The sequence below is a fragment of the Amycolatopsis sp. GA6-003 genome (genome assembly GCF_046267895.1).
Taxonomy (GTDB): domain Bacteria; phylum Actinomycetota; class Actinomycetes; order Mycobacteriales; family Pseudonocardiaceae; genus Amycolatopsis.
The window spans coordinates 7,196,365-7,214,631 of record NZ_CP176499.1 but is presented as its reverse complement, the minus strand read 5'-3'; the positions used below and the strand labels follow the sequence as shown (position 1 = coordinate 7,214,631).

Annotated in this window: 16 protein-coding genes; 4 read left to right on the top strand and 12 right to left on the bottom strand. The window is 69.3% G+C overall.

The features are described 5' to 3' along the window. Positions 1-28: 28 nt before the first annotated feature. From F9C12_RS32925 to F9C12_RS32900, 6 genes are all read right to left on the bottom strand, one after another. On the bottom strand, positions 29-1,225 hold the full coding sequence (locus tag F9C12_RS32925) for a cytochrome P450 (protein WP_409462962.1): 1,197 nt from the start codon (positions 1,223-1,225) through the stop codon (positions 29-31). Then, entirely contained in the window at positions 1,222-2,490 is a 1,269-nt protein-coding gene (locus F9C12_RS32920; RefSeq protein WP_409462961.1) for a methylaspartate mutase, read from the bottom strand. Before F9C12_RS32920 ends, F9C12_RS32925 begins: the two co-directional genes overlap by 4 nt. Then, complete coding sequence (locus F9C12_RS32915) at positions 2,487-2,963, bottom strand: cobalamin B12-binding domain-containing protein (RefSeq protein ID WP_409462960.1); 477 nt, start codon at positions 2,961-2,963, stop codon at positions 2,487-2,489. The genes F9C12_RS32920 and F9C12_RS32915 overlap by 4 nt, the downstream gene beginning before the upstream one ends. Further along, positions 2,960-4,174 carry a type III PLP-dependent enzyme gene (locus F9C12_RS32910; protein WP_409462959.1) on the bottom strand — a complete coding sequence of 405 codons (1,215 nt, stop codon included), beginning with the start codon at positions 4,172-4,174 and terminating at the stop codon, positions 2,960-2,962. The genes F9C12_RS32915 and F9C12_RS32910 overlap by 4 nt, the downstream gene beginning before the upstream one ends. Further along, positions 4,171-5,640, bottom strand: coding sequence for an AMP-binding protein (locus tag F9C12_RS32905; protein WP_409462958.1), 1,470 nt, complete (start codon positions 5,638-5,640; stop codon positions 4,171-4,173). Before F9C12_RS32905 ends, F9C12_RS32910 begins: the two co-directional genes overlap by 4 nt. A gap of 187 nt (positions 5,641-5,827) precedes the next feature. Beyond that, positions 5,828-7,324, bottom strand: coding sequence for an AMP-binding protein (locus F9C12_RS32900; RefSeq protein WP_409462957.1), 1,497 nt, complete (start codon positions 7,322-7,324; stop codon positions 5,828-5,830). Positions 7,325-7,549: 225 nt separating this feature from the next. On the opposite strand from F9C12_RS32900, the gene F9C12_RS32895 reads away from it, so the two are divergent. Beyond that, on the top strand, positions 7,550-7,795 hold the full coding sequence (locus tag F9C12_RS32895) for a phosphopantetheine-binding protein (RefSeq protein ID WP_409185635.1): 246 nt from the start codon (positions 7,550-7,552) through the stop codon (positions 7,793-7,795). On the opposite strand, the gene F9C12_RS32890 is transcribed toward F9C12_RS32895, so the two are convergent. Together F9C12_RS32890 and F9C12_RS32885 are read right to left on the bottom strand one after the other, a co-directional pair. Then, positions 7,788-8,747 carry an ACP S-malonyltransferase gene (locus F9C12_RS32890; RefSeq protein WP_182891222.1) on the bottom strand — a complete coding sequence of 320 codons (960 nt, stop codon included), beginning with the start codon at positions 8,745-8,747 and terminating at the stop codon, positions 7,788-7,790. The genes F9C12_RS32895 and F9C12_RS32890 overlap by 8 nt on opposite strands. After that, complete coding sequence (locus tag F9C12_RS32885; RefSeq protein ID WP_409462956.1) at positions 8,740-9,672, bottom strand: proline iminopeptidase-family hydrolase; 933 nt, start codon at positions 9,670-9,672, stop codon at positions 8,740-8,742. The genes F9C12_RS32890 and F9C12_RS32885 overlap by 8 nt, the downstream gene beginning before the upstream one ends. Positions 9,673-9,907: 235 nt before the next feature. On the opposite strand from F9C12_RS32885, the gene F9C12_RS32880 reads away from it, so the two are divergent. Genes F9C12_RS32880 through F9C12_RS32870 form a run of 3 tightly spaced genes read left to right on the top strand, consistent with a single transcriptional unit; the run spans position 9,908 to position 13,400 of the window. Beyond that, the gene (locus tag F9C12_RS32880; protein ID WP_409462955.1) at positions 9,908-11,617 is read left to right on the top strand and encodes a nucleotide disphospho-sugar-binding domain-containing protein; all 1,710 of its coding nucleotides are present in this window, start codon (positions 9,908-9,910) and stop codon (positions 11,615-11,617) included. Further along, complete coding sequence (locus F9C12_RS32875; RefSeq protein ID WP_409462954.1) at positions 11,608-12,723, top strand: sensor histidine kinase; 1,116 nt, start codon at positions 11,608-11,610, stop codon at positions 12,721-12,723. The genes F9C12_RS32880 and F9C12_RS32875 overlap by 10 nt, the downstream gene beginning before the upstream one ends. Positions 12,724-12,746: 23 nt before the next feature. Next, a complete protein-coding gene (locus F9C12_RS32870; protein WP_409462953.1) occupies positions 12,747-13,400 on the top strand; it encodes a response regulator transcription factor in 654 nt (217 codons plus the stop codon). 312 nt (positions 13,401-13,712) lie between these two features. Here the strand turns inward: F9C12_RS32870 and F9C12_RS32865 are convergent, their stop codons facing one another. The 4 genes from F9C12_RS32865 to F9C12_RS32850 all read right to left on the bottom strand — a co-directional run bounded on the left by F9C12_RS32865 (position 13,713) and on the right by F9C12_RS32850 (position 18,229). Further along, on the bottom strand, positions 13,713-14,927 hold the full coding sequence (locus tag F9C12_RS32865) for an acyl-CoA carboxylase epsilon subunit (protein ID WP_409467115.1): 1,215 nt from the start codon (positions 14,925-14,927) through the stop codon (positions 13,713-13,715). After that, complete coding sequence (locus F9C12_RS32860) at positions 14,927-16,495, bottom strand: acyl-CoA carboxylase subunit beta (protein ID WP_409462952.1); 1,569 nt, start codon at positions 16,493-16,495, stop codon at positions 14,927-14,929. The genes F9C12_RS32865 and F9C12_RS32860 overlap by 1 nt, the downstream gene beginning before the upstream one ends. Beyond that, positions 16,488-17,258 (bottom strand): thioesterase II family protein, encoded by a 771-nt coding sequence (locus tag F9C12_RS32855; RefSeq protein ID WP_409462951.1) that lies wholly within the window; start codon positions 17,256-17,258, stop codon positions 16,488-16,490. The genes F9C12_RS32860 and F9C12_RS32855 overlap by 8 nt, the downstream gene beginning before the upstream one ends. Before the next feature lie 284 nt (positions 17,259-17,542). Then, on the bottom strand, positions 17,543-18,229 hold the full coding sequence (locus tag F9C12_RS32850) for a GNAT family N-acetyltransferase (protein WP_409462950.1): 687 nt from the start codon (positions 18,227-18,229) through the stop codon (positions 17,543-17,545). Positions 18,230-18,267 lie beyond the last annotated feature (38 nt).

Here is an 18,267-nt window from a genome sequence, read left to right as displayed (position 1 = left end):
CCCAGAAAACGTCGTTAGGGGCGGAAAATCACCAGGCGATGCGCAGGAGCGACGGGCCGCGCACGATGACGCCGTACTCCCATTTCACGCCCTCGCGCCCGTCCGCGAGCCGCAATTCCGGAAAACGCTCCAGAATCGCTTTCAGCCCCTCCTGCAGTTCGAGCCGGGCCAGCTGCGCGCCGATGCAGTGGTGCGGGCCGTGCCCGAACGCGACGTGCGGATTCGGGCTGCGGGTCAGGTCGATGACGTCCGGATTCGCGAACACCTCCGGGTCGCGGTTCGCCGCGTGCAGGGCGGGCAGCACCGGATCGCCCGCGCGCACCACGACGTCGCCGATCCGGATGTCCTCGCGGGCATACCGGGCGAACATCGCGGCGGTGTTGATCGGCACCCACCGCAGCAGTTCCTCCACCGCGGTCGGCATGATCTCCGGTTGCGCCCGCAACTGCGCGAGCAGCTCCGGCTGCGTCAGCAGGGTGAAGACGAAGCTCGGCAGCGCCGTGGAAACCGTCTCCACGCCACCGGTGAGCAGGCCCGCGCCGGCGATCGCGATCAGCTCGTTCTCGCTCAGCTTGTCCCCGGCGTCGCGGGCATAGACGAGCGCGCCGAGCAGGTCGTCGGTCGGCTCCTCCCGGCGTTGCGCGACGAGCTGGGCCACGTAGTTGTCCAGCTTGTCGCCGTAGACGTCGAGCACATCGCCCTTCGCCGTCGCGTCCCCGACCAGCGCCTGAGTCCACTCGCTGAAGATCTCGTGGTCCTCTTTGGGCACCCCGAGCAGGTTGCAGATCACCGTGACCGGCAGCGGCCGCGCGAGGTCCTCGACGAGGTCGCCGGGCGCGCCCTTTTCGATCATCGCGTCGATCAGCTCGTGCACCAAAGTGCGGACGCTCTCGCGCATCGCCTCCAGCCGGCGCGCGGTGAACGCCTTCATCACCAGCCGGCGCAGGCGGGTGTGGTCCGGCGGGTCCATCCCCATGATGCCGTCGCCCATCTGCTGACGGCGCATCCGCGGCTGGTCGAGCCCCTGTGCCAGCTCGCGGCTGAACCGCGGGTCGGCGGTCACCAGCTTGACGTCGGCGTACTTCGTCGCCAGCCAAGCCGGTTCGCCGAACGGCAGCTGCACCCGGCTCATCGGCTCGTCGCGCTGCAACTGGTGGTAGGTCTCGGATACGGACGTCTCGTGCATGTCGAACGGATACGCCCGGACAGTCCGGCGAGTGCTCATCGCGAATCCCCTCCGATCGCGGTCATCGGCTGCTCCAATGCCTGGGTGTCATGGGTGTGCTGGACGTAGGAAAGCGCCGACATCAGCGTCGACGAGGTGATCCGGCCGCTCGGTGCGCGCTCGGCGATCCCGCGCAACGGCAGCGAACCGAGCTCGGACCAGCCGAGCCGGCCGTCCGCGTCGAGCGTGCTGCGCGCCTGGCCCGCGTTGTCCGGGTGCAGGCAGTACGGCACGTCGAGCAGACCTCGTTTGAAGGCGACCACGAGTGCGCGGTCGAGATCGGCGTGGCTGTTGAGGACCGCGTCAACCAGTGCGTAGGCCTCGCGATAGACCTGGTTGTCTTCGTCCACAATGGCCTTGCTGCCTTTCGCCGACGCGGCAGCGTGTTCGAGCGCCGTCACGTTCTCCGCGACGGTCGGAATCCGGTGCGCCTCGGCGGCGGTCTTGACGATCAGCCGCTCGGCACCGGTGCTCATCGCCAGCTCGGCAGCCTTGCCCAGCAACAACATCGCACCGTCGGGCGTGCGCGGGAAGAGCCCCATGTAGGCGTAGATCACCACGTGCCAGGTCGCATCCGGCAACAGCTCGGCGCACAACCGGCGCAGCGCAGCCACGGCCTCGCGGTCCTGTTGAAGGTTCGTCTGCTGCGCGTAGCTCACCGAAATGCTGCGCAAGCCCTTGCGGTAGAAGAACAACGCCTCCAGCACGCTGATCGCGACCAGCTCGCTCGGCGGGCACAGCTGTCCGAGCATGCAGCCGCCGAACGTCTCCAGATGCGGCCGACCGCCCGGATGCTCCGCGTCGATCAGCAGATCGCAGCAATACGACCAATTCCGGACCGATTCGTCCAGCGGCGTGCGGCTGTAGGGCAGGCAGTACGAAATCGGCCCGCCTTCCGTGGCGTGCAGACCGGCGGCGATCATCGCGCGGAAGATGTCCACCGGCCGCGCCGATCCGTGCCGCACCTGCACCGGGAACTCCGGGCCTTCGAGTCCGTCGAGCATCGCCCGGGTCACCTCGGGCGGATGGTTGACAATCGGGTACCCGTTGAGCGGAATTCCGTTGCGCAGCGCGTGTTCCGCGGATTCGGTGTCGCGGACGCGGGTGTAGCTGTCGAGCGTGAGCGTGCCGACGGTCGCGGCGTTCGCGTGCTTGGTCGCGACCAGACCGGCCCGCATCGCGGCCGGACTGTCGAACCCCATCCGCGGCTGCACGACCAGTTCCCCGGCCGCGTGCCGCTCCGCGACGAACCGCTCGAAGCTCACGCTCCCTCCAACTGGGTGACCCCGCCGGGAAGCGTGGCCGCGAAGTGCCGGAAAGCGGCGGCGTTCTGCTCGTCGAAGACCCCGTCGAACCCGGCGAACAGCAGTTCCGCGGTCTGCTCGTCGGACAGCGGCCCGCCGGTGCCGAGCTTGCCGCCGATGACGATCGGCAGCCGGCGCAGTTCCGGCAGCGCACGCAGCCGTTGCACGACCCGGAGCCCGTCCTGGTAGCCGTGCCCGTTGACGCTGCTCAGCACCAGCATCGCCGGACGGCGGCTGACGCATTCGGACTCCAGCAGTTCGTCCGGCACGCACGCGCCGAGGTTGACGACGTCGAAACCGAGTTCCGCCACCAGAAGTTCGAGGTAGACGAGATTCCAGGTGTGCGAGTCCGACGCCATGCTGCTCACGATCACCGTGCGCGCGCTGGGTTCTTCGATGACGCTGCTGCCGTACGCGTGGACTTCTTCGCTCATGGCGACACCTCATAAGCTCGCTGATAGTCCAATCGCGACACTGAGACGACCTCGTCGCCGCGGACCACGACTTCGGTGGGCGCGGGACGGCCGAGGAAGCTGATCAGACTCGCGGTGACGCCGTACGCACCGACATTCGGCACGGTCAGCAGATCACCGGCGGACAGGTCGGGAAGCTTCGCGGCCTTCGAGAGGGAGTCGCCGGGAGTACACAGTGGACCAACGAGCTGACCAGGTTTGTCCCCGATCTGGTCGACGCCGACCGCGGCGGGCAGCAGCCGGCCGATCCCGGAAAGGCCGCCGACCACGTTGATCCCGGCGTCGAGAATGACGAACCGGTGCCCCCGGCTCTCCTTCACGTTCACCACCCCGGCCAGCAGCGTCCCGCACGTACCGGAGAGGTAGCGGCCGGATTCGCAGGCCAGCTCGGTCTCGCCACTGCGCCATTCCGGCAGGTAGAGGTCGAGAAGCTGTTCCAAACCGTTGCGCAGCTTCGGGTAATCGGTGCGCTCGCCGGGAACCGCGTACGGCGACGAGAAACCGCCACCGATGTCGAGCAGTTCCAGCGGCAGCCCGACCTCTTGCCGCAGCTGAGCAGCCGACTGCAGCACGAACTCGTACTCGCCGAGCAGCGCGTCCTCGTCCTGCGCATTGCTCATCGTGAAGAAGTGCGCGCCGACGATCTTCGCGCCCTTGACCGCCTTGAACAGCGGCATCAGCTCCGGCAGCGTCTCGGCGTCGACCCCGAACTGCGACGGACGGCCCATCATCCGGATCCCGGTCGACGCGCTGCCCTGCGTGGTGTTCACCCGCAGCAGGCATCGCGCGACGGTGTCCTGCCGGTCCGCCGCGGCGCCGACGTGCTGCAGGTCGGTCAGCGATTCCACGGAGAACAGCCGGACTCCCGCGGCGAGCGCCGCGGCCAGCTCGCCGTCGGTCTTGCCCGGGCCGGTGTAGAGAATGTCCTCCGGCGCGAACCCGGCGGCCAGCGCGTTGGCCAGCTCGCCGGTCGAGCTGATCTCCGCCCGGCATCCGCCCTCGCGCAGTTCGCGGGCGATCTCCGGATGCGGGTTGGCCTTCAGCGCGTAGTACACCGCGAACCCGTCCGGGAGCAGGCCGAACAGCTGATCGCGCGACTGGGCGGTCACGTCCAGGTCGTACACGTAAGCCGGCGTGCCGAACCGCGCGGCCAGCTCGTCGTACTTGCTCATTTGCGGGCACCTTCCACCAGCAGGGCGAGTTCCTTGGTCGCGTTCTTGCCGTGCGCGGTGAGCGGGAACTCGTCCACGACATGGCACAGCGCGGGCACCTTCTGCGGCTCGAGCCGCTGCGCCAGTTCCTTGAGCACCGTGGTCGGCGGCAGGTCGCTCTCCACGCAGATCGCCAGGTCGCGCGTCTCGCTCGGCGGGATCGCCCCCGCCGCGCGCACGCCCGGGATGTCCATCGCGGCCGCCTCGATCTCCAAAGTGGACATCCGGATTCCCTTGCGCTTGAACATGTCGTCGCGGCGGCCTTCGAAGTAGAGGTAGCCGTCCTCGTCGAGGCGGCCGTAATCGCCGGTGTGCAGCCGGAGTTCGCCGGTGGCCTCGTCCCGGCGGAACGCGCGCGCCGAGATTTCCGGGGCCCGCCAGTAGCCGGGCATCACGTGCGGCCCGGCGGCCACGATCTCGCCGATTTCCCCGGCGGGCAGCGGAGTTCCGTCGGCGGCGAGGATGTGCACGGTCGTGCCGGGCAGCGGAAGGCCCGACGAACCCGGGCGTTCGGCGTCTTCCTCGGGCGGCATGATGGTGATCCGCTTGCATTCGGTCTGGCCGAACTGCCGGACGACGCGGACGCCGGGGAACGCCTCGCGCAGCTTCGCGATGGTCGAATCCGGCAGCGCCGCACCGGTGTTGGTGAACAGCCGCACCGGAGCCGATTCGCCGCTTTCGCGTTCGGCCAGGGTCGCGATCATCGTCGCGAGCGAAGGCACGATCGGGACGACCGTCGCGCCGACCTCGCGCATCCGGTGCAGCAGGCGGAGATCGGATTCGGCGTCGGCCAGCACGATCTCGCTGCGGCCGAGCGTCGAGAGGAGGACTTTGTAGAGACCGTAGTCCCAGGACATCGGGAACCGGCAGAACACGACGTCGTCCTGGCGGTAGCCGAGCACCGCCTGGATCGCGGCGGCTGCGAAGGTGACCTGCCGGTGCGGCCCGATGACGCCCTTCGGCGCGGCCGTGCTGCCGGAGGTGTAGACGAGAACCGCGACGTCGTCCGGGTCGACCTCGGTCGGCTCGACGCGGGTCTGCGCGCGATAAGCCTCTTCGACTTCCGTCCACAGTGGAGCGGACTGTTCGGGCTGGAGCACCAGCACCGGTTCGGCGTTCCCGACGACGGAATCGAAGTGGAACTGCTTCATCGCCGGATTGATCGGCACGAACACCGCGCCGCGCCGGGAAGTGCCGTGGAAGAGCGCGACCAGCGCCCGGTCCGTCGGCAACTGCACCACCACGCGATCCCCGCGCCCCACCCCGCGCCGCGCGAGGACCGCCTCCGCCGCGTGACTCCAGGCGGCCAGCTCGGCGTACGTCCACACCCCCGCCCGGTCGCGCACCGCGGCGGCGTCCGGCGCACTGGCCACCGCCGCGTCGAGCAGGGCATGGACGAGAGAACCGGATTCGTTCACGACTGCCACTCCCGAAAGGATTCGTAGAATCACCGTGCCTGCGCGGGATAGCTCCCCGACGTCGGAAAAGTTATCCGCGCGCGGCCGGTGATCCACACCCCTAACGGCCCCTAGCTGGCACTCTGCCGCCCGCCCGGAATACGGGAAAGGGCTCCTCGCGGGAATCCGATTCCCGCGAGGAGCCCTTTCCCGGACCTCAGGCGGGCACGGGGGCGAGGATCTCCGCGGCGCGCGCGGCGAGCGTCTTCCGGTCGATCTTGCGGTTCGAGTTCAGCGGGAACTCCGCGACGTGCTCGTACCGCCGCGGGATCACGCCCTCGGGCAGCACCGCCCGCAGCGCCCGCACCAGTTCGAGCACCGGCCGCTGCGGCCCGGTGTAGAAGACGAACAGCTCGGTCCCGCTGTCGCCTTGCACGCCGAGCGCCACCGCCTGCACCCCGCACGTCTGCAGCGCGTGCTCCACCTCGGTCAGCTCAACGCGCCAGCCGAGCACCTGCACCTGTGAATCGAGCCGTCCCAGATACGCCAGGTCGTCCCCGCCAAGCCGGCGCACCCGGTCGCCGGTGCGGTAGAACCGGTGCCCGTCGCGGTCGAGGAACCGGCCCTTCTCGTCCGCCGGGTCGAGGTACCCCGGCGTCAGCTGCGGCCCGGCGATGGCGAGTTCGCCCTCCCCTGCCTCGTTCTCGTCGATGAGCAGGTACTCGTGTCCCTCGTGCACCGCGCCGATCGGCACCACGCCGTTCACCGCGATCCGCGGGGTTTCCTCGTCGTCCCACCGGTATCCGGCGACGGTGATGGTCAGCTCCGTGGGGCCGTAGAGGTTCTCGGTCACCGCATTGCCCGCCGCCGCGCGCCAGTCCGCGGTGTCGCGGACGGTCAGTGCTTCCCCGGCGAAGAAACTCCACCGCAAGCCCGGCATCGCGCCCGGGTTGAGCCGTCCGGTGCGGCGCACCAGGTCGATCGCGCTCGGCGTGGAGAACCACACGGTGAGGCCGCGCTCCGCCACGAACGCCGGCACGTTCCGGTACGCCGCCCCCGGCAGGACCACCGCTTCCGCGCCCGCGCCCCACGCGCAGAAGAGGTCGAACATCGCGCAGTCGAAGTTCAGGTCGAACGTCTGGGAGAAGACGTCGTCCGGCGTGAAGTCGTACCGCGCGTCGAGCAGACCGAAGTAGTGCTCGGTGGAGCCGTGCCCGATCCGGACTCCCTTCGGCCGTCCGGTGGAACCCGAGGTGAAGAGCACGTACGCGGAATCCTCGGGCCGCACGTTCCTTGGCTCGCTGAGTGCTTGCGCCCCCTTGAGCCCGTTCTGGTCGACCTCCGGTGCCAAAAGCGTCTTCACCGGCGGAGCCACGGTCAAGCCGCGTTCGTCCGCGATCAGCGCGTCCACTTCCGCCGCCTCGACCATCTGCGCGGTCCGGGCCGCCGGGAAGTCCGGCCGCAGCGGGACGACCGTCGCCCCCGCGTACAGCCCGGCCAGAATCCCGGCGTAGGCGGTGACGCCCTTCCCGGCCAGCACCCCTACCGTGCGGGCGCCGGACTCGGCCAGCGCGCCGCCCCACCGCAAGGCCCGCTCGTGCAGCTCGCCGTAGGTGAACGCCTGCCCGCCGACACTGACCGCCGGCCGGGACTCGGAACGGGCCAGCCCGCGCAGAAACCGCGCGTGCAGTCCCGAGGTGGTCGTCGTGTCCATCGTGGTCCTCCGCGTTGCTGTGCCGATTGGTGCCAACCCGACCACCGTCACGGCCTCCTGGGTTCCTGGCAACGGTTGCGTGCCGGGTCGGGGGTTTCGGTCGGATCAGCAATAGGGGTGCCGGCGCGTCGCCCGGGAGCGGCGGCGCGGGGTAAAGTTCAAAACCGAACCGGGCGGTCGGTTTCCCTGCCTGGTGAAGTGCCCGACCCAGCCACCGGAGTAGCCATGTGGGACAGCTCTTTCGACGAAGCCCTCCGCCCGTACCTTCCGTTCCTGCCCGCCGACGAGGCGCTGACCGCCGAGACCCCGCTCAAGGAGTACGGCCTCGACTCGCTCGCCACGGTGGAACTGCTGGCCGTGCTGGAGGAGAAGTACAACGTCCGGTTCTCCGACGACGCGCTGAACCTGGAGACGTTCGAGAACCCCGGACGCCTCTGGAGCACGCTGTCGGGACTGCAGCCGGCTAGCTGACCCGCGAGGGACCCGCGCCGCGCCGCCGCGGCTGCAGCGCGAGCCGCGGGTTCACCGTGGTCACCTCGAACCGGCTGGTCGTGGCCCGGACGCGGCCGAACAGCGTGTCCGGCCCGGCCACCCACAGCTTGCGCACGCCGAGCTGTTCGAGCGACGAGACGACGTCCGGCCAGCGCAGCGGCTCGACGATGCTGTCCAGCAGCATCGTGCGGACCTGCTCGCCGGACCGCAGCACCGAACCGTCCTGGTCAGCGATGATCGGAAGGAGGGGATCATGGAAGTCGAGGCCGCCGAGCACCTCGTCCTCGGCCTTGCGCCGCAACGCGCCGAACGCGCGCGAATGCAGCGGAGGACGCATCGTGTACAGCGAGAGCCCGCCCATGCCCCGCACGGTCTGCTTGAGCCAGTCGAGGTTCCGCTCCCGCACCGAGACCATGTAGAAGTCGTGGTCGATGTAGCAGGAGATGTCCGACCATTCGCCGCGCCCGTCGAGTTCCGTCAGCGCGTCGCGCAGTTTCTCTTCCGGCGTGCGGACGAACGAGTGCGTGACGACGTCGGTGTGCTCGGTCGCGAAGAACTCGTCGAGGCACTGCGCGAGCTTCGCGGTCATCCACACCGCGTCCGGGAAGGTCAGCGAACCGGCGTATACGCTGGCCGGTTTCTCCCCGAAACTCGGGCCGGTGCAGTAGTCCGGGCTCATCCCGTACTCCTGTTCGGCCCATTCGGCGAGCGCGACGCAGGTGAGCATGAACCCGACCTGGGCGTACTCCGAGTAGTCGCCCTCGGCCTCGCGGAAGCGGTCGACCAGCGAGTAGCCCAGCCGGTCGTCGGCGTCCTTGATGAGCCTGCGCGCGAAGGGGTTGATGAGCAGGAACTTGCCGAAGTCGACGAACCGGCACGGGCTCATCCCGGGGAACACGACCGCCGATCCGGCCTGGCTGGCCTCATCCATGACTGGCGACCTCTCTTTCGGCGGGGGAATGGACTTCCTGCAGGAATCCCAGCAGGATTTCGCGGAACCGTTCCGGCTCCTCGAGATGGGGGACGTGGCTCGACTCCGGGAGGATCTCCCAGCGCACGTCGTGGATCCGGTCGTAGTACGGCTGCACGGTGGCCGGGGTGGCCTCGTCGTGCGCGCCGGAGATGAGCAGGGTCGGCACCTCGATGTCGTCGAGGCGGTCGATCACCGAGTAGTCCGCGAGCGTGCCGGTGACGGTGAACTCGCTGGGGCCGTTCATCACCGAGTAGACGGTGTTGTTGTCGGCCATCTCCATGAACGAGGCGACATAGTCGGCAGGCCACGGCAGCACGCGGCAGACGTGCCGGTCGTAGAAGACGCGCATGAGGTCGAAGTACTCCTGCGTGTCCGTGGTGCCGGCCGCCTCGTGCGCCCGCAGTCCCTCGTCGACGCCGGGCGGGAGCAGCGCGCGCAGCCGGTCCATCTCGCTGCGCCACAGCTCGTACGACGCCGGCGAGTTGGCGATCACCAGCCCGCGCAGCCCGTCCGGCCGCTCGGCGGCGTGCCGCGCGACGACCAGCCCGCCCCAGGACTGTCCATAAAGGACGTAGTTGTCCTCGATGCCGAGCCGGTGCACCAGGTTGTCCAGCTCGTCGCCGAACAGCTCCGGGTTCCAGAACCCTGGGCCGGCATCCGGCAGCCGGGTGGACCCGCCGCTGCCGAGCTGGTCGTAGTGCACGACCGGGAATCCGTGTTCGGCGAGTTCGGCCAGGTTCAGCAGGTAGTCGTGCGTGCTGCCGGGCCCGCCGTGCACCACGACCACAGCGGGCGCCGCTCCTCCCGGTCGCCCGGTGACCCGGTACCACGTGCGGTGCTCGCCGAACGGGACCCAGCCTTTCGCGGTGGGCGCCACGGCCATGCTCATCACCTCGTTCGCCTCCCTCGTCCTCCTCCGGCTCGGACGCGGCCGGATCCGGTTACCTGTCTATCCGTCGCGGCCCGCGCGCCACCAGCCCCTAAGGGGCAGCTAAAGCCGAGCCAAATCCTCCTTGCCCGCGCCGGATTCAGGGGTCCCCTACCGGGTGGGCGCAGCGGTGGCGCGGCCCTACCGTTTCCCTTGTCCAGCCGCACCTACGATTCCGGGAGCCGCCGCGATGCGCGTGATGCTGATGGTCCTCCCGACGAGAACGCACGTGCACAGCATGGCCCCGGTAGGCTGGGCACTGGCCGCGGCCGGGCACGACGTCCGCTTCGTCGGACAGCGCGGCTCGCGCGAGGCCGCGTCGTTCGCCGAGACCGGACTGGACGTCCTGTGGCTCGGCGGCGAACTCGACCTCGCCCGGCACCGCCGGCTCCAGATCGACGGCAACCACGCGAGGCAGGGCGACTTCCGGATCTCCGAAAGCCGTCCCGAGCGCTACACCGACGAGTACGTGCGCAACGTGTACGAGCACTGGGTCGACGTGTTCCGCTGGACCACGCCGGACTCCCTGCTCGACGAGTTAGTCCGCTTCGCCCGCCAGTGGCAGCCAGACCTCGTGGTGTGGGACTCGATGCTCTACGCCGCGCCGATCGTCGCGCACGCGCTCGGAGTGCCGCACCTGCGAATGACGCACGCCGCCGACCAGACCGCCCGCCTCGGCGCGCAGTACCGAGACCGCAGAGCCAGCCGTCCCGGCCGCACCTGGCCGCCGGACCCGTTCGTGACGTGGATGTCCACCGCAGTCGGCCGATTCGGCGCGGACTACGACGAAACCCTCCGCTACGGCCTGCGCACCATCGACTGCCACCCGGCATATCTACGCTACGAAGGCGTAGACGTCGACTACCTCCCAGCCCGGTTCGTGCCACAGGACACACCGACGACGATCCCGTCCTGGGTACTGGAACGTCCTTCGCGGCCTCGGGTACTGCTCGACCTCAGCTCGCTCCCGGGTCCCTGCGTCGAGAAGACCTCAGTCGGCCTCTTCGACCGGCAGGCGCCCGGCACGGCAGAGACCTCCCTCGGCTTCTCCGACCGGCAGGCGTCCAGCACCGAAAAGACCTCCCTCGGACTCCCCGACCAGCAGGCACCCAGCGCCGCAGAGACGTCCTTCGGCCTCCCCGACCGGCAGATGCCCAGCACCGCAGAGACCTCCCTCGGCCTCCCCGACCAGCAGGAACCCTGCACGGCAGAGACCTCCCTGGGCCTCCCCGACCGGCAGGCACCCGGCACCGGAAAGACCTCCGACGGCCTCTCCGATCGACGGGTGCTCAGCCCCGAAAAGACCTATGTCGGCCTCTCCGGCCAGCGGGGGCCCATCACCGAAGAGTCCTCCGTCCGACCCCCCGACCGGCAGGCACCCGGCACCGCGGAGGCCTCCCTCGGACTCCCCAACCGACAGGCACCCAGCACCGCAAAGACCTCCCTCGGAGACCTGCTGGACGCCCTCGCCGACCTCGACCTCGAGGTGATCGCCACGATGCCCACGAACCAGCTCGCATCCCTACGCACGATCCCGGACAACGTCCGCGCGGTCGATTCCGTGCCGATGAACGAACTCCTCGCCTCGTGCTCGGCGATCGTGCACCAGGGCACCGGCGCGACGATCAGCACCGCGGTCGTCAACGGCGTCCCGCAATTGGTCATCCCAGACACCACGTGGAGCGAACGCTGCTCGGCGGCGGCTCAGGCGAAGCGCAGCAACGGATTGCTGGTGGACCTCGAGGACGCGACGCCCGCGAGCGTCCGAGCGGGAGTGTGCCGGCTGCTGGAAGAACCGTCCTTTCGCGAATGCGCGCGCGAGGTGCGCGACGAGATGCTGGCGACGCCCACTCTCGGCGACCTCGTCCCCGAACTGGAACGGATCGCGCTATGCCAGTGACCCGGCCGCCGACCCTGCGCACGATCGGGTTTCTCGTGCTGAGCCTCCCGATCCGGCTCGTCGTGTTCGTGCTGATCCTGGTGTCCATGGTGGCCGGCGTCGCGACGACGATGCTGTGGATCGGCATCCCCATCCTGCTGGCCGGCACCTCGCTGATGCGGTCGTATTGCGCCTTCGAACGACGCTGGGCGCGCCAGATGCTCGGCGTAGCCATCGCCGAACCGGACCGCCGCCGGCCGGTCGGGCCGGGCATGCTCGCGGTGTGGCAGGCGCGGTTGCTCGACGCCGCCACCTGGCGCGAACTCGCCTTCGTTCTCGTCGCTTTTCCGTTGGGCATCGTGGAATTCGTGGCGGGCGTCGTGTCCATCGCAGTACCTCCTTTCGGGATTTTCGTGGCGCCGCGCATCGGGGCGATGCACGGCGAACTGGCGACCTCGTTCCTCGGCCCGAACCGCACCGCGCAACTGGAAGCGCGCACGCAGCAGCTGCGGAACTCGCGAGCACGCGGGGTCGACGCGGTGGAGGCCGAACGGCGCCGGATCGAACGGGACCTGCACGACGGCGCGCAGCAGCGGCTGGTGTCCGTCGCGATGAGCCTGGGCCGCGCCCAGCTCAAACTCGACCTCGACGACCCGACCGCGGTCCGCGAACTCATCGGAGCCGCGCACGCCGACGCCAAACTCGCTGTCTCGGAGCTGCGCGACCTCGCCCGCGGGATCTACCCGCCGGTGCTCCAGGATCGCGGCCTGGACGCGGCGTTGTCTTCTCTTACCGCAAGAATGCCTATCACTGTTGAGGTCGAGGTTACCGCAGAACCCCGTCCGCCCGCACCTGTCGAGACGACGACTTATTTCATCGTGAGCGAAACGCTCGCCAACGTGACCAAGCATTCCGGCGCCGACCGCGCGTCCGTGCGAGTGACCCGCGACGCCGACACTGTGGTCGTCGAGATCACCGACAACGGCCACGGCGGCGCGTCGATGCGCCCCGGCGGCGGCCTCGCCGGACTGGCCGACCGAGCCGCCACGATCGACGGGGTTCTCACCGTCGTCAGCCCCGTCGGCGGTCCCACCGTCGTGCGGGCCGATCTGCCCGTCCGCTGGTGAATCCTGTTGTGGAGGCTCGAAAAATGCGCGTCGTGATCGCGGAAGACTCGGTACTGTTGCGCGCCGGGGTGCAAAGCCTGCTCGCGGATGTCGGCATCGAAACCGCCGCCGCGGTCGACAACGGCGAAGACCTGCTGGTGGCCATCCGAGACCACCGCCCGGACCTGGTCATCGCCGACGTCCGCATGCCCCCGACCTTCACCGACGAGGGCCTGCGCGCAGCTTTGGCCGCACGCAAGGAAATCCCCGGCCTGCCGGTATTGGTGGTGTCGCAGTACGTCGAAGGAAGCTATGCGGTAGACCTGATCGCGGAAGGCACGTCCGGCGTCGGCTACCTGCTGAAGGAACGAGTCGCCGACGTCGCGGACTTCCTGGAAGCAGTCCGCCGCGTCGCCGACGGCGGTTCAGCCATCGACCCGGACGTGGTCGCGCAAATGCTTTCCCGCAGCCGCGATCCGCTGGAAGCACTGACCGCGCGCGAAACCGAGGTCCTGGCGCAGATGGCACAGGGCCTCTCGAACACGGCCATCGCCAAGGCTTTGGTGGTGACGCAGGGAGCGGTGGAAAACCACATCAGCAACATCTTCGCGAAACTAGGCCTGGAGGCCAGCCGGGACCAAAACCGCCGCATCCGCGCCGTTCTGACCTATTTGGACAGTACCGCGATACACGCCTGATTCACCGGATCGATACCGTGCAGATGTTCGACTGGTGGCGGTAGCTTGGAGATATGGATCTTGGACCCGCCCCCGTGTCGTCCGTTGTGGACGAGGTAATTGTTCTCCTGTGGCGCAACGCTTCCGTCACCCGAACTGCGACCACTAGCCGCCGATCACTGCTGCCCTCGAAAGCCGCACTTCGCCTTAACTGGCCCCTCCGAAGACCGGCACTCCGCGCAGCCGCCAACGCCGGAGTCGCACTGCTGCGAAAAGCCCGCATCGCCATGCGCCGACGCGGCCCCCACCCCCTCGCACCGTCCTCGGCCCGGGCTACCGCGCCCGCCAGCTCGTCGCCGGAACAAACCCTGTGGCCGGTCGCCGAGGTGACGGCACAACAGGTCCCGCATGCCCAGCCCCCGCTGCCCGACCGACCGCGGCCAACGCCACGAGCAACGCAGCCACTTCCCCGTCATCCGGATTCCCCCGCACCACACGCACTGCGGGCGCTACCGCCGCACCACGCTCCGCAGGAGCTTCACGACCACCCAAACTCTTTTGCGTGGCAACTGGATCCGCCCCTCCCGCAAGTGCCCGACTGGGCTCCCGAGGCGATTCTTCCAGCCCTCCAGACAGCTGTGCACTGGCCACAGATCCGCCTGCTGCCTCACCGCGCCCAGAACCGACCAGCCCGACCGACGTCGAACCACCCGAGTCCCCTCGACCCGAACACCCAGACGACCCTGCCAACACACCAGACTGCCCAGCACTCGCCGCAGACCCGTCCGCTGCCGACGTCGAATCACCCGACCCCTGGTTCACAGCAACCGAATCCACCCCAGCCCCAGATGGCCCTTCCACCACAGGAGCCCGCGCCGCGCTCGCCGCAGCGTCGGCCGCCAGCACCTCATCGCGCCCAGGACCAGCCGCCCCAACCGAAGTCGAAACACCCGAAGACGCCCGATCCGAACCCCCAGACGACCCTGCCACCACACCAGACCGCCCAGCACTCGCCACTGCCCCGCCCGCTACCGACGCCGACCCCTGTTTCACAGCAACCGAACCCACCCCACCCGAAGCCCCAGATGACCCTTCCAACGCCGGAGCCCGCGCCGCGCTCGCCGCAGCCTCGCCCGCTGGCACCTCATCGCGCCCAGAACCAGCCGCCCCAACCGAAGTCGAAACACCCGAAGACGCCCGAGTCAGAGCCCCAGGAGATTCTCCCAGCGATCCAGACGGCCCTCCCCCGGCCCCAGATCCGCCTACTGCCGCCTCAACGAATCCAGAACCAGCCGAATCCCCCTGCACCACAGAAGAACCAAGCCCAGCAGGAGCCCTCTGATCACCGGAGTCCCCCGGTCCCGCGGAATCCCGCAGCACCGAACAAACCCCCGCATCACCCGGGACCCCGTCGAACCCGGCCCGCGCGGCAGGCAACTCCTCCCCGCCCGACTCCCCGACCAGCTCAAGACCGCCCGCCTCAAGACCACCCGGCCCCGGACCCGCCACCACCCCATCCGTTCCTCGACGCGCGCTCCGAACCCCCATCACATCGGCGGGTTCCCGTGCTTGCGCGCCGGAACGTCGGCGTGCTTGGCCCGCAGCATCGACAGCGACCGGATCAGCATCTCCCGCGTCCGGCCGGGCTCGATCACGTCGTCGACCAGTCCGCGTTCGGCCGCGTAGTACGGGTGCATCAGCTCGGTCTTGTACTCCTTGATCTTCTGCCGCCGCACCGCCTCCGGGTCGTCGGCCGCGTTGATCTCGCGCCGGAAGATCACGTTCGCCGCGCCCTCGGCTCCCATCACCGCGATCTCGTTCGTCGGCCACGCGAGCGAAACGTCCGCGCCGATCGACCGCGAGTCCATCACGATGTACGCGCCGCCGTAGGCCTTCCGCAGGATCATCTGCACCCGCGGCACCGTCGCGTTGCAGTAGGAGTACAGCAGCTTCGCACCGTGCCGAATGATCCCGCCGTGCTCCTGGTCCACCCCGGGCAGGAAACCCGGCACGTCGACCAGCGTCACCAGCGGGATGTTGAACGCGTCGCAGGTTTGCACGAACCGCGCGGCCTTCTCGCTCGCCTCGATGTCGAGCACCCCGGCGAGCGTCGCCGGCTGGTTCGCCACGATCCCGACCACGTGCCCGTCCAGGCGGGCCAAGGCGCACACCACGTTCGTCGCCCAGCCGGCGTGCACCTGAAGGAACTCGCCGTCGTCGACGATTTCCTCGATCACCGCGCACATGTCGTACGCGCGGGCCGCGTCCGTCGGCACCACGTCGAGCAGCTTGTCCGTGCGGCGGTCCGCCGGATCGGCCGTCGGCTCCACCGGCGGAACCTCGTTGTTGTTGGACGGCAGCAGCGAAATCAGATACCGGACGTCCTCCAGACAACTGGGTTCGTCGTCGTAGACAAACGCGGCGACCCCCGACGTCGAGGCGTGCACGTCCGCGCCGCCAAGGCCGTTCTGGGTGATCTCCTCGCCGGTCACCGCGTGCACCACATCCGGGCCGGTGATGAACATCTGCGAGGTTTCCCGCACCATGAACACGAAATCCGTCAACGCGGGCGAATACGCGGCACCGCCTGCGCACGGGCCGAGCATCACCGAGATCTGCGGGATAACCCCCGAAGACCTGGTGTTGCGCTGGAAAATCCCGCCGTACCCGGCGAGCGCCGTCACGCCCTCCTGAATCCGGGCACCTGCTCCGTCGTTGAGCGACACCAACGGCGCACCGGCCGCCGCGGCGAGATCCATCACCTTGTGGATCTTCTGCGCGTGCGCTTCGCCCAGCGCGCCGCCGAAAATACGGAAGTCGTGGGCGTACACGAACACCGTGCGCCCGTAGACCGTCCCCCAGCCGCACACCACGCCGTCCGAGTAGGGCTTGCGGTGTTCGAGGCCGAAGGCCGTCGCGCGATGCCGGCGCAAGGACTCGATCTCGGTGAACGAACCCGGGTCGAGGAGCAGGTCGATGCGCTCGTGCGCGGTCAGCTTGCCGCGGTCGTGCTGCCGGGCGGTCGCCGCGTCGTCGGGACCCCGCCGGGCGGCCTCCTTGATCTCCCGCAGTTCCTCGAGTTTGCTGTCGAAACCGACCGCCAATGCCTCAGACATGCGCACGCCCCTTGTCGACAAGCCGATCGGTCAGGTACCGGAGAATCACGTCATGATGGCGGGTCAGGAAGAAATGCCCGCCGGCGAGCGGGACCAGCTCGAAGCCCGCCGAAGTGTGCTCGTTCCACGACCGGACCTCGTCGACCGAGGCGACCGGGTCCTCGGTGCCCGTGAACGCGACCACCGGAGCCGTCAGCGGCGGGCCCGGCTGGTACCGGTAGGTCTCCACGGCGCGATAGTCGTTGCGCACCACGGGAAGGATCATCCGCACGACGTCGTCGTCGCCGAGCAGGTCCATTTCGGTGCCGCTCAACCGGCGCAGCTCGTCGATCACGCCGTCGTCGGTGCGGGTGTGCACGCTCTCGTTGCGCGGCCGAGTCGGCGCCCGGCGGCCGGACACGAAGAGCGTGTCCACCGCGGTGCCCGCGGCCTCCAGCCGGCGAGTTACCTCGAAGGCGATCATCGCGCCCATGCTGTGCCCGAACAGTGCCAGCGGCAGATCGTCGCGGCCGTGCAGCAGCTCCGCGATCCGGTCGGCCAACGCATCGATGGTGGTCAGGAACGGCTCGTGCCGCCGGTCCTGCCTGCCCGGGTACTGCACCGCCAGCACCTCGATGCCGGGCGTCAGCGCCCGCGAAACCGGGAAGTAGAACGGAGCCGAACCTCCGGCGTGCGGCAGGCACACCAGCCTTGCCTTCGCCTCGGGCGACGTGTGGAAGCGGCGAAACCAGCTGTCCTCGTCGGAATTCGCGCTACCCGTCATGTCGTCCCACCGCCTTTCCGACGTCTGCGCCGGGACGACCCGGCCACGGATCCTTCTTCGCCGACCCACGGTAGCCGCGCCCCAGCCCGCGCAACGACCCCTAGCTCCCCCTAGATCCACAATGGACAGTCACGCCGACCCCGGGCCTGGTGGCGCGACCGGTTACGACTCGGCCCTGGTGGTGCGGGACCGGCACGACCCCGCGCTGGCCGACCTCGGCCTCATCGCGTTTCCCCTGCCCGCCGGTCACCTCGACCGACCGGCCACGCCGAAATCCCAGCCGACTACAGAGAAGGAGCCCGATAAGCGCCGAACTGCATCTCCCGGACGAGCCGGAACCCCAGCTTCTCGTACAACCGGATCGCGCCGGTGTTCGTCGCGGCCGCGTGGAGAAACGGCCGTTCTCCGCGCTCCCGGATCCCCGCGGCGACCGCCAGCACCAGCCGGGCCGCCAGCCCCTGCCCCTGGAACGCCGGGTCTGTGCACACGGCGCTGATCTCCGTCCACCCCGGCGGATGCATGCGCTCGCCCGCCATCGCCACCAGCGCCCCGTCGCGGCGGATGCCCAGGTAGGTGCCCAGGGCGATCGTCCGGGGCAGGAACGGGCCGGGCTTCGTCCGGGACACCAGGTCCAGCATCTCCGGCACGTCCGCCTCGGTCAGGCGCACCGCCTCCGGGTCGGCGGCCGCCGGGGCGGCCGAACCGTCCATCTGCACCCCGGCGAGCTCGGCCTCCACCGTCCAGTCCGCGGGCGGCGGCGTCCCGACGCGGCCGACCACGACCGTCGACGCCCCCGGTCCGACGAGGTCGGCGATGTCGTGCCAAACGTGTTCGTCCGGCCGGTCCGGCACGGCGAGGAACGGAGAGACATCCACCGGATACCGCAGCACCTGCCCCTTCTGCTCCGCGAACGACGCGTGCGGGCCGCTCAACGCGGCCCAAGCGGGGTTTTCGAGCGGGGACGTGCTCATTCTCGCCTGCCATTCCGATCCGGGGTGCCGGTCCAGAA

What these genes read in the sequence shown, in the direction of transcription:
- F9C12_RS32925 (WP_409462962.1), bottom strand. Translation starts at nt 1,225, where the DNA reads ATGAGCACTCGCCGGACTGTCCGGGCGTATCCGTTCGACATGCACGAG.
- F9C12_RS32915 (WP_409462960.1), bottom strand. Translation starts at nt 2,963, where the DNA reads ATGAGCGAAGAAGTCCACGCGTACGGCAGCAGCGTCATCGAAGAACCC.
- F9C12_RS32910 (WP_409462959.1), bottom strand. Translation starts at nt 4,174, where the DNA reads ATGAGCAAGTACGACGAGCTGGCCGCGCGGTTCGGCACGCCGGCTTAC.
- F9C12_RS32900 (WP_409462957.1), bottom strand. Translation starts at nt 7,324, where the DNA reads ATGGACACGACGACCACCTCGGGACTGCACGCGCGGTTTCTGCGCGGG.
- F9C12_RS32895 (WP_409185635.1), top strand. Translation starts at nt 7,550, where the DNA reads ATGTGGGACAGCTCTTTCGACGAAGCCCTCCGCCCGTACCTTCCGTTC.
- F9C12_RS32890 (WP_182891222.1), bottom strand. Translation starts at nt 8,747, where the DNA reads ATGGATGAGGCCAGCCAGGCCGGATCGGCGGTCGTGTTCCCCGGGATG.
- F9C12_RS32885 (WP_409462956.1), bottom strand. Translation starts at nt 9,672, where the DNA reads ATGGCCGTGGCGCCCACCGCGAAAGGCTGGGTCCCGTTCGGCGAGCAC.
- F9C12_RS32880 (WP_409462955.1), top strand. Translation starts at nt 9,908, where the DNA reads ATGCGCGTGATGCTGATGGTCCTCCCGACGAGAACGCACGTGCACAGC.
- F9C12_RS32875 (WP_409462954.1), top strand. Translation starts at nt 11,608, where the DNA reads ATGCCAGTGACCCGGCCGCCGACCCTGCGCACGATCGGGTTTCTCGTG.
- F9C12_RS32870 (WP_409462953.1), top strand. Translation starts at nt 12,747, where the DNA reads ATGCGCGTCGTGATCGCGGAAGACTCGGTACTGTTGCGCGCCGGGGTG.
- F9C12_RS32865 (WP_409467115.1), bottom strand. Translation starts at nt 14,927, where the DNA reads ATGGGGGTTCGGAGCGCGCGTCGAGGAACGGATGGGGTGGTGGCGGGT.
- F9C12_RS32860 (WP_409462952.1), bottom strand. Translation starts at nt 16,495, where the DNA reads ATGTCTGAGGCATTGGCGGTCGGTTTCGACAGCAAACTCGAGGAACTG.
- F9C12_RS32855 (WP_409462951.1), bottom strand. Translation starts at nt 17,258, where the DNA reads ATGACGGGTAGCGCGAATTCCGACGAGGACAGCTGGTTTCGCCGCTTC.
- F9C12_RS32850 (WP_409462950.1), bottom strand. Translation starts at nt 18,229, where the DNA reads ATGAGCACGTCCCCGCTCGAAAACCCCGCTTGGGCCGCGTTGAGCGGC.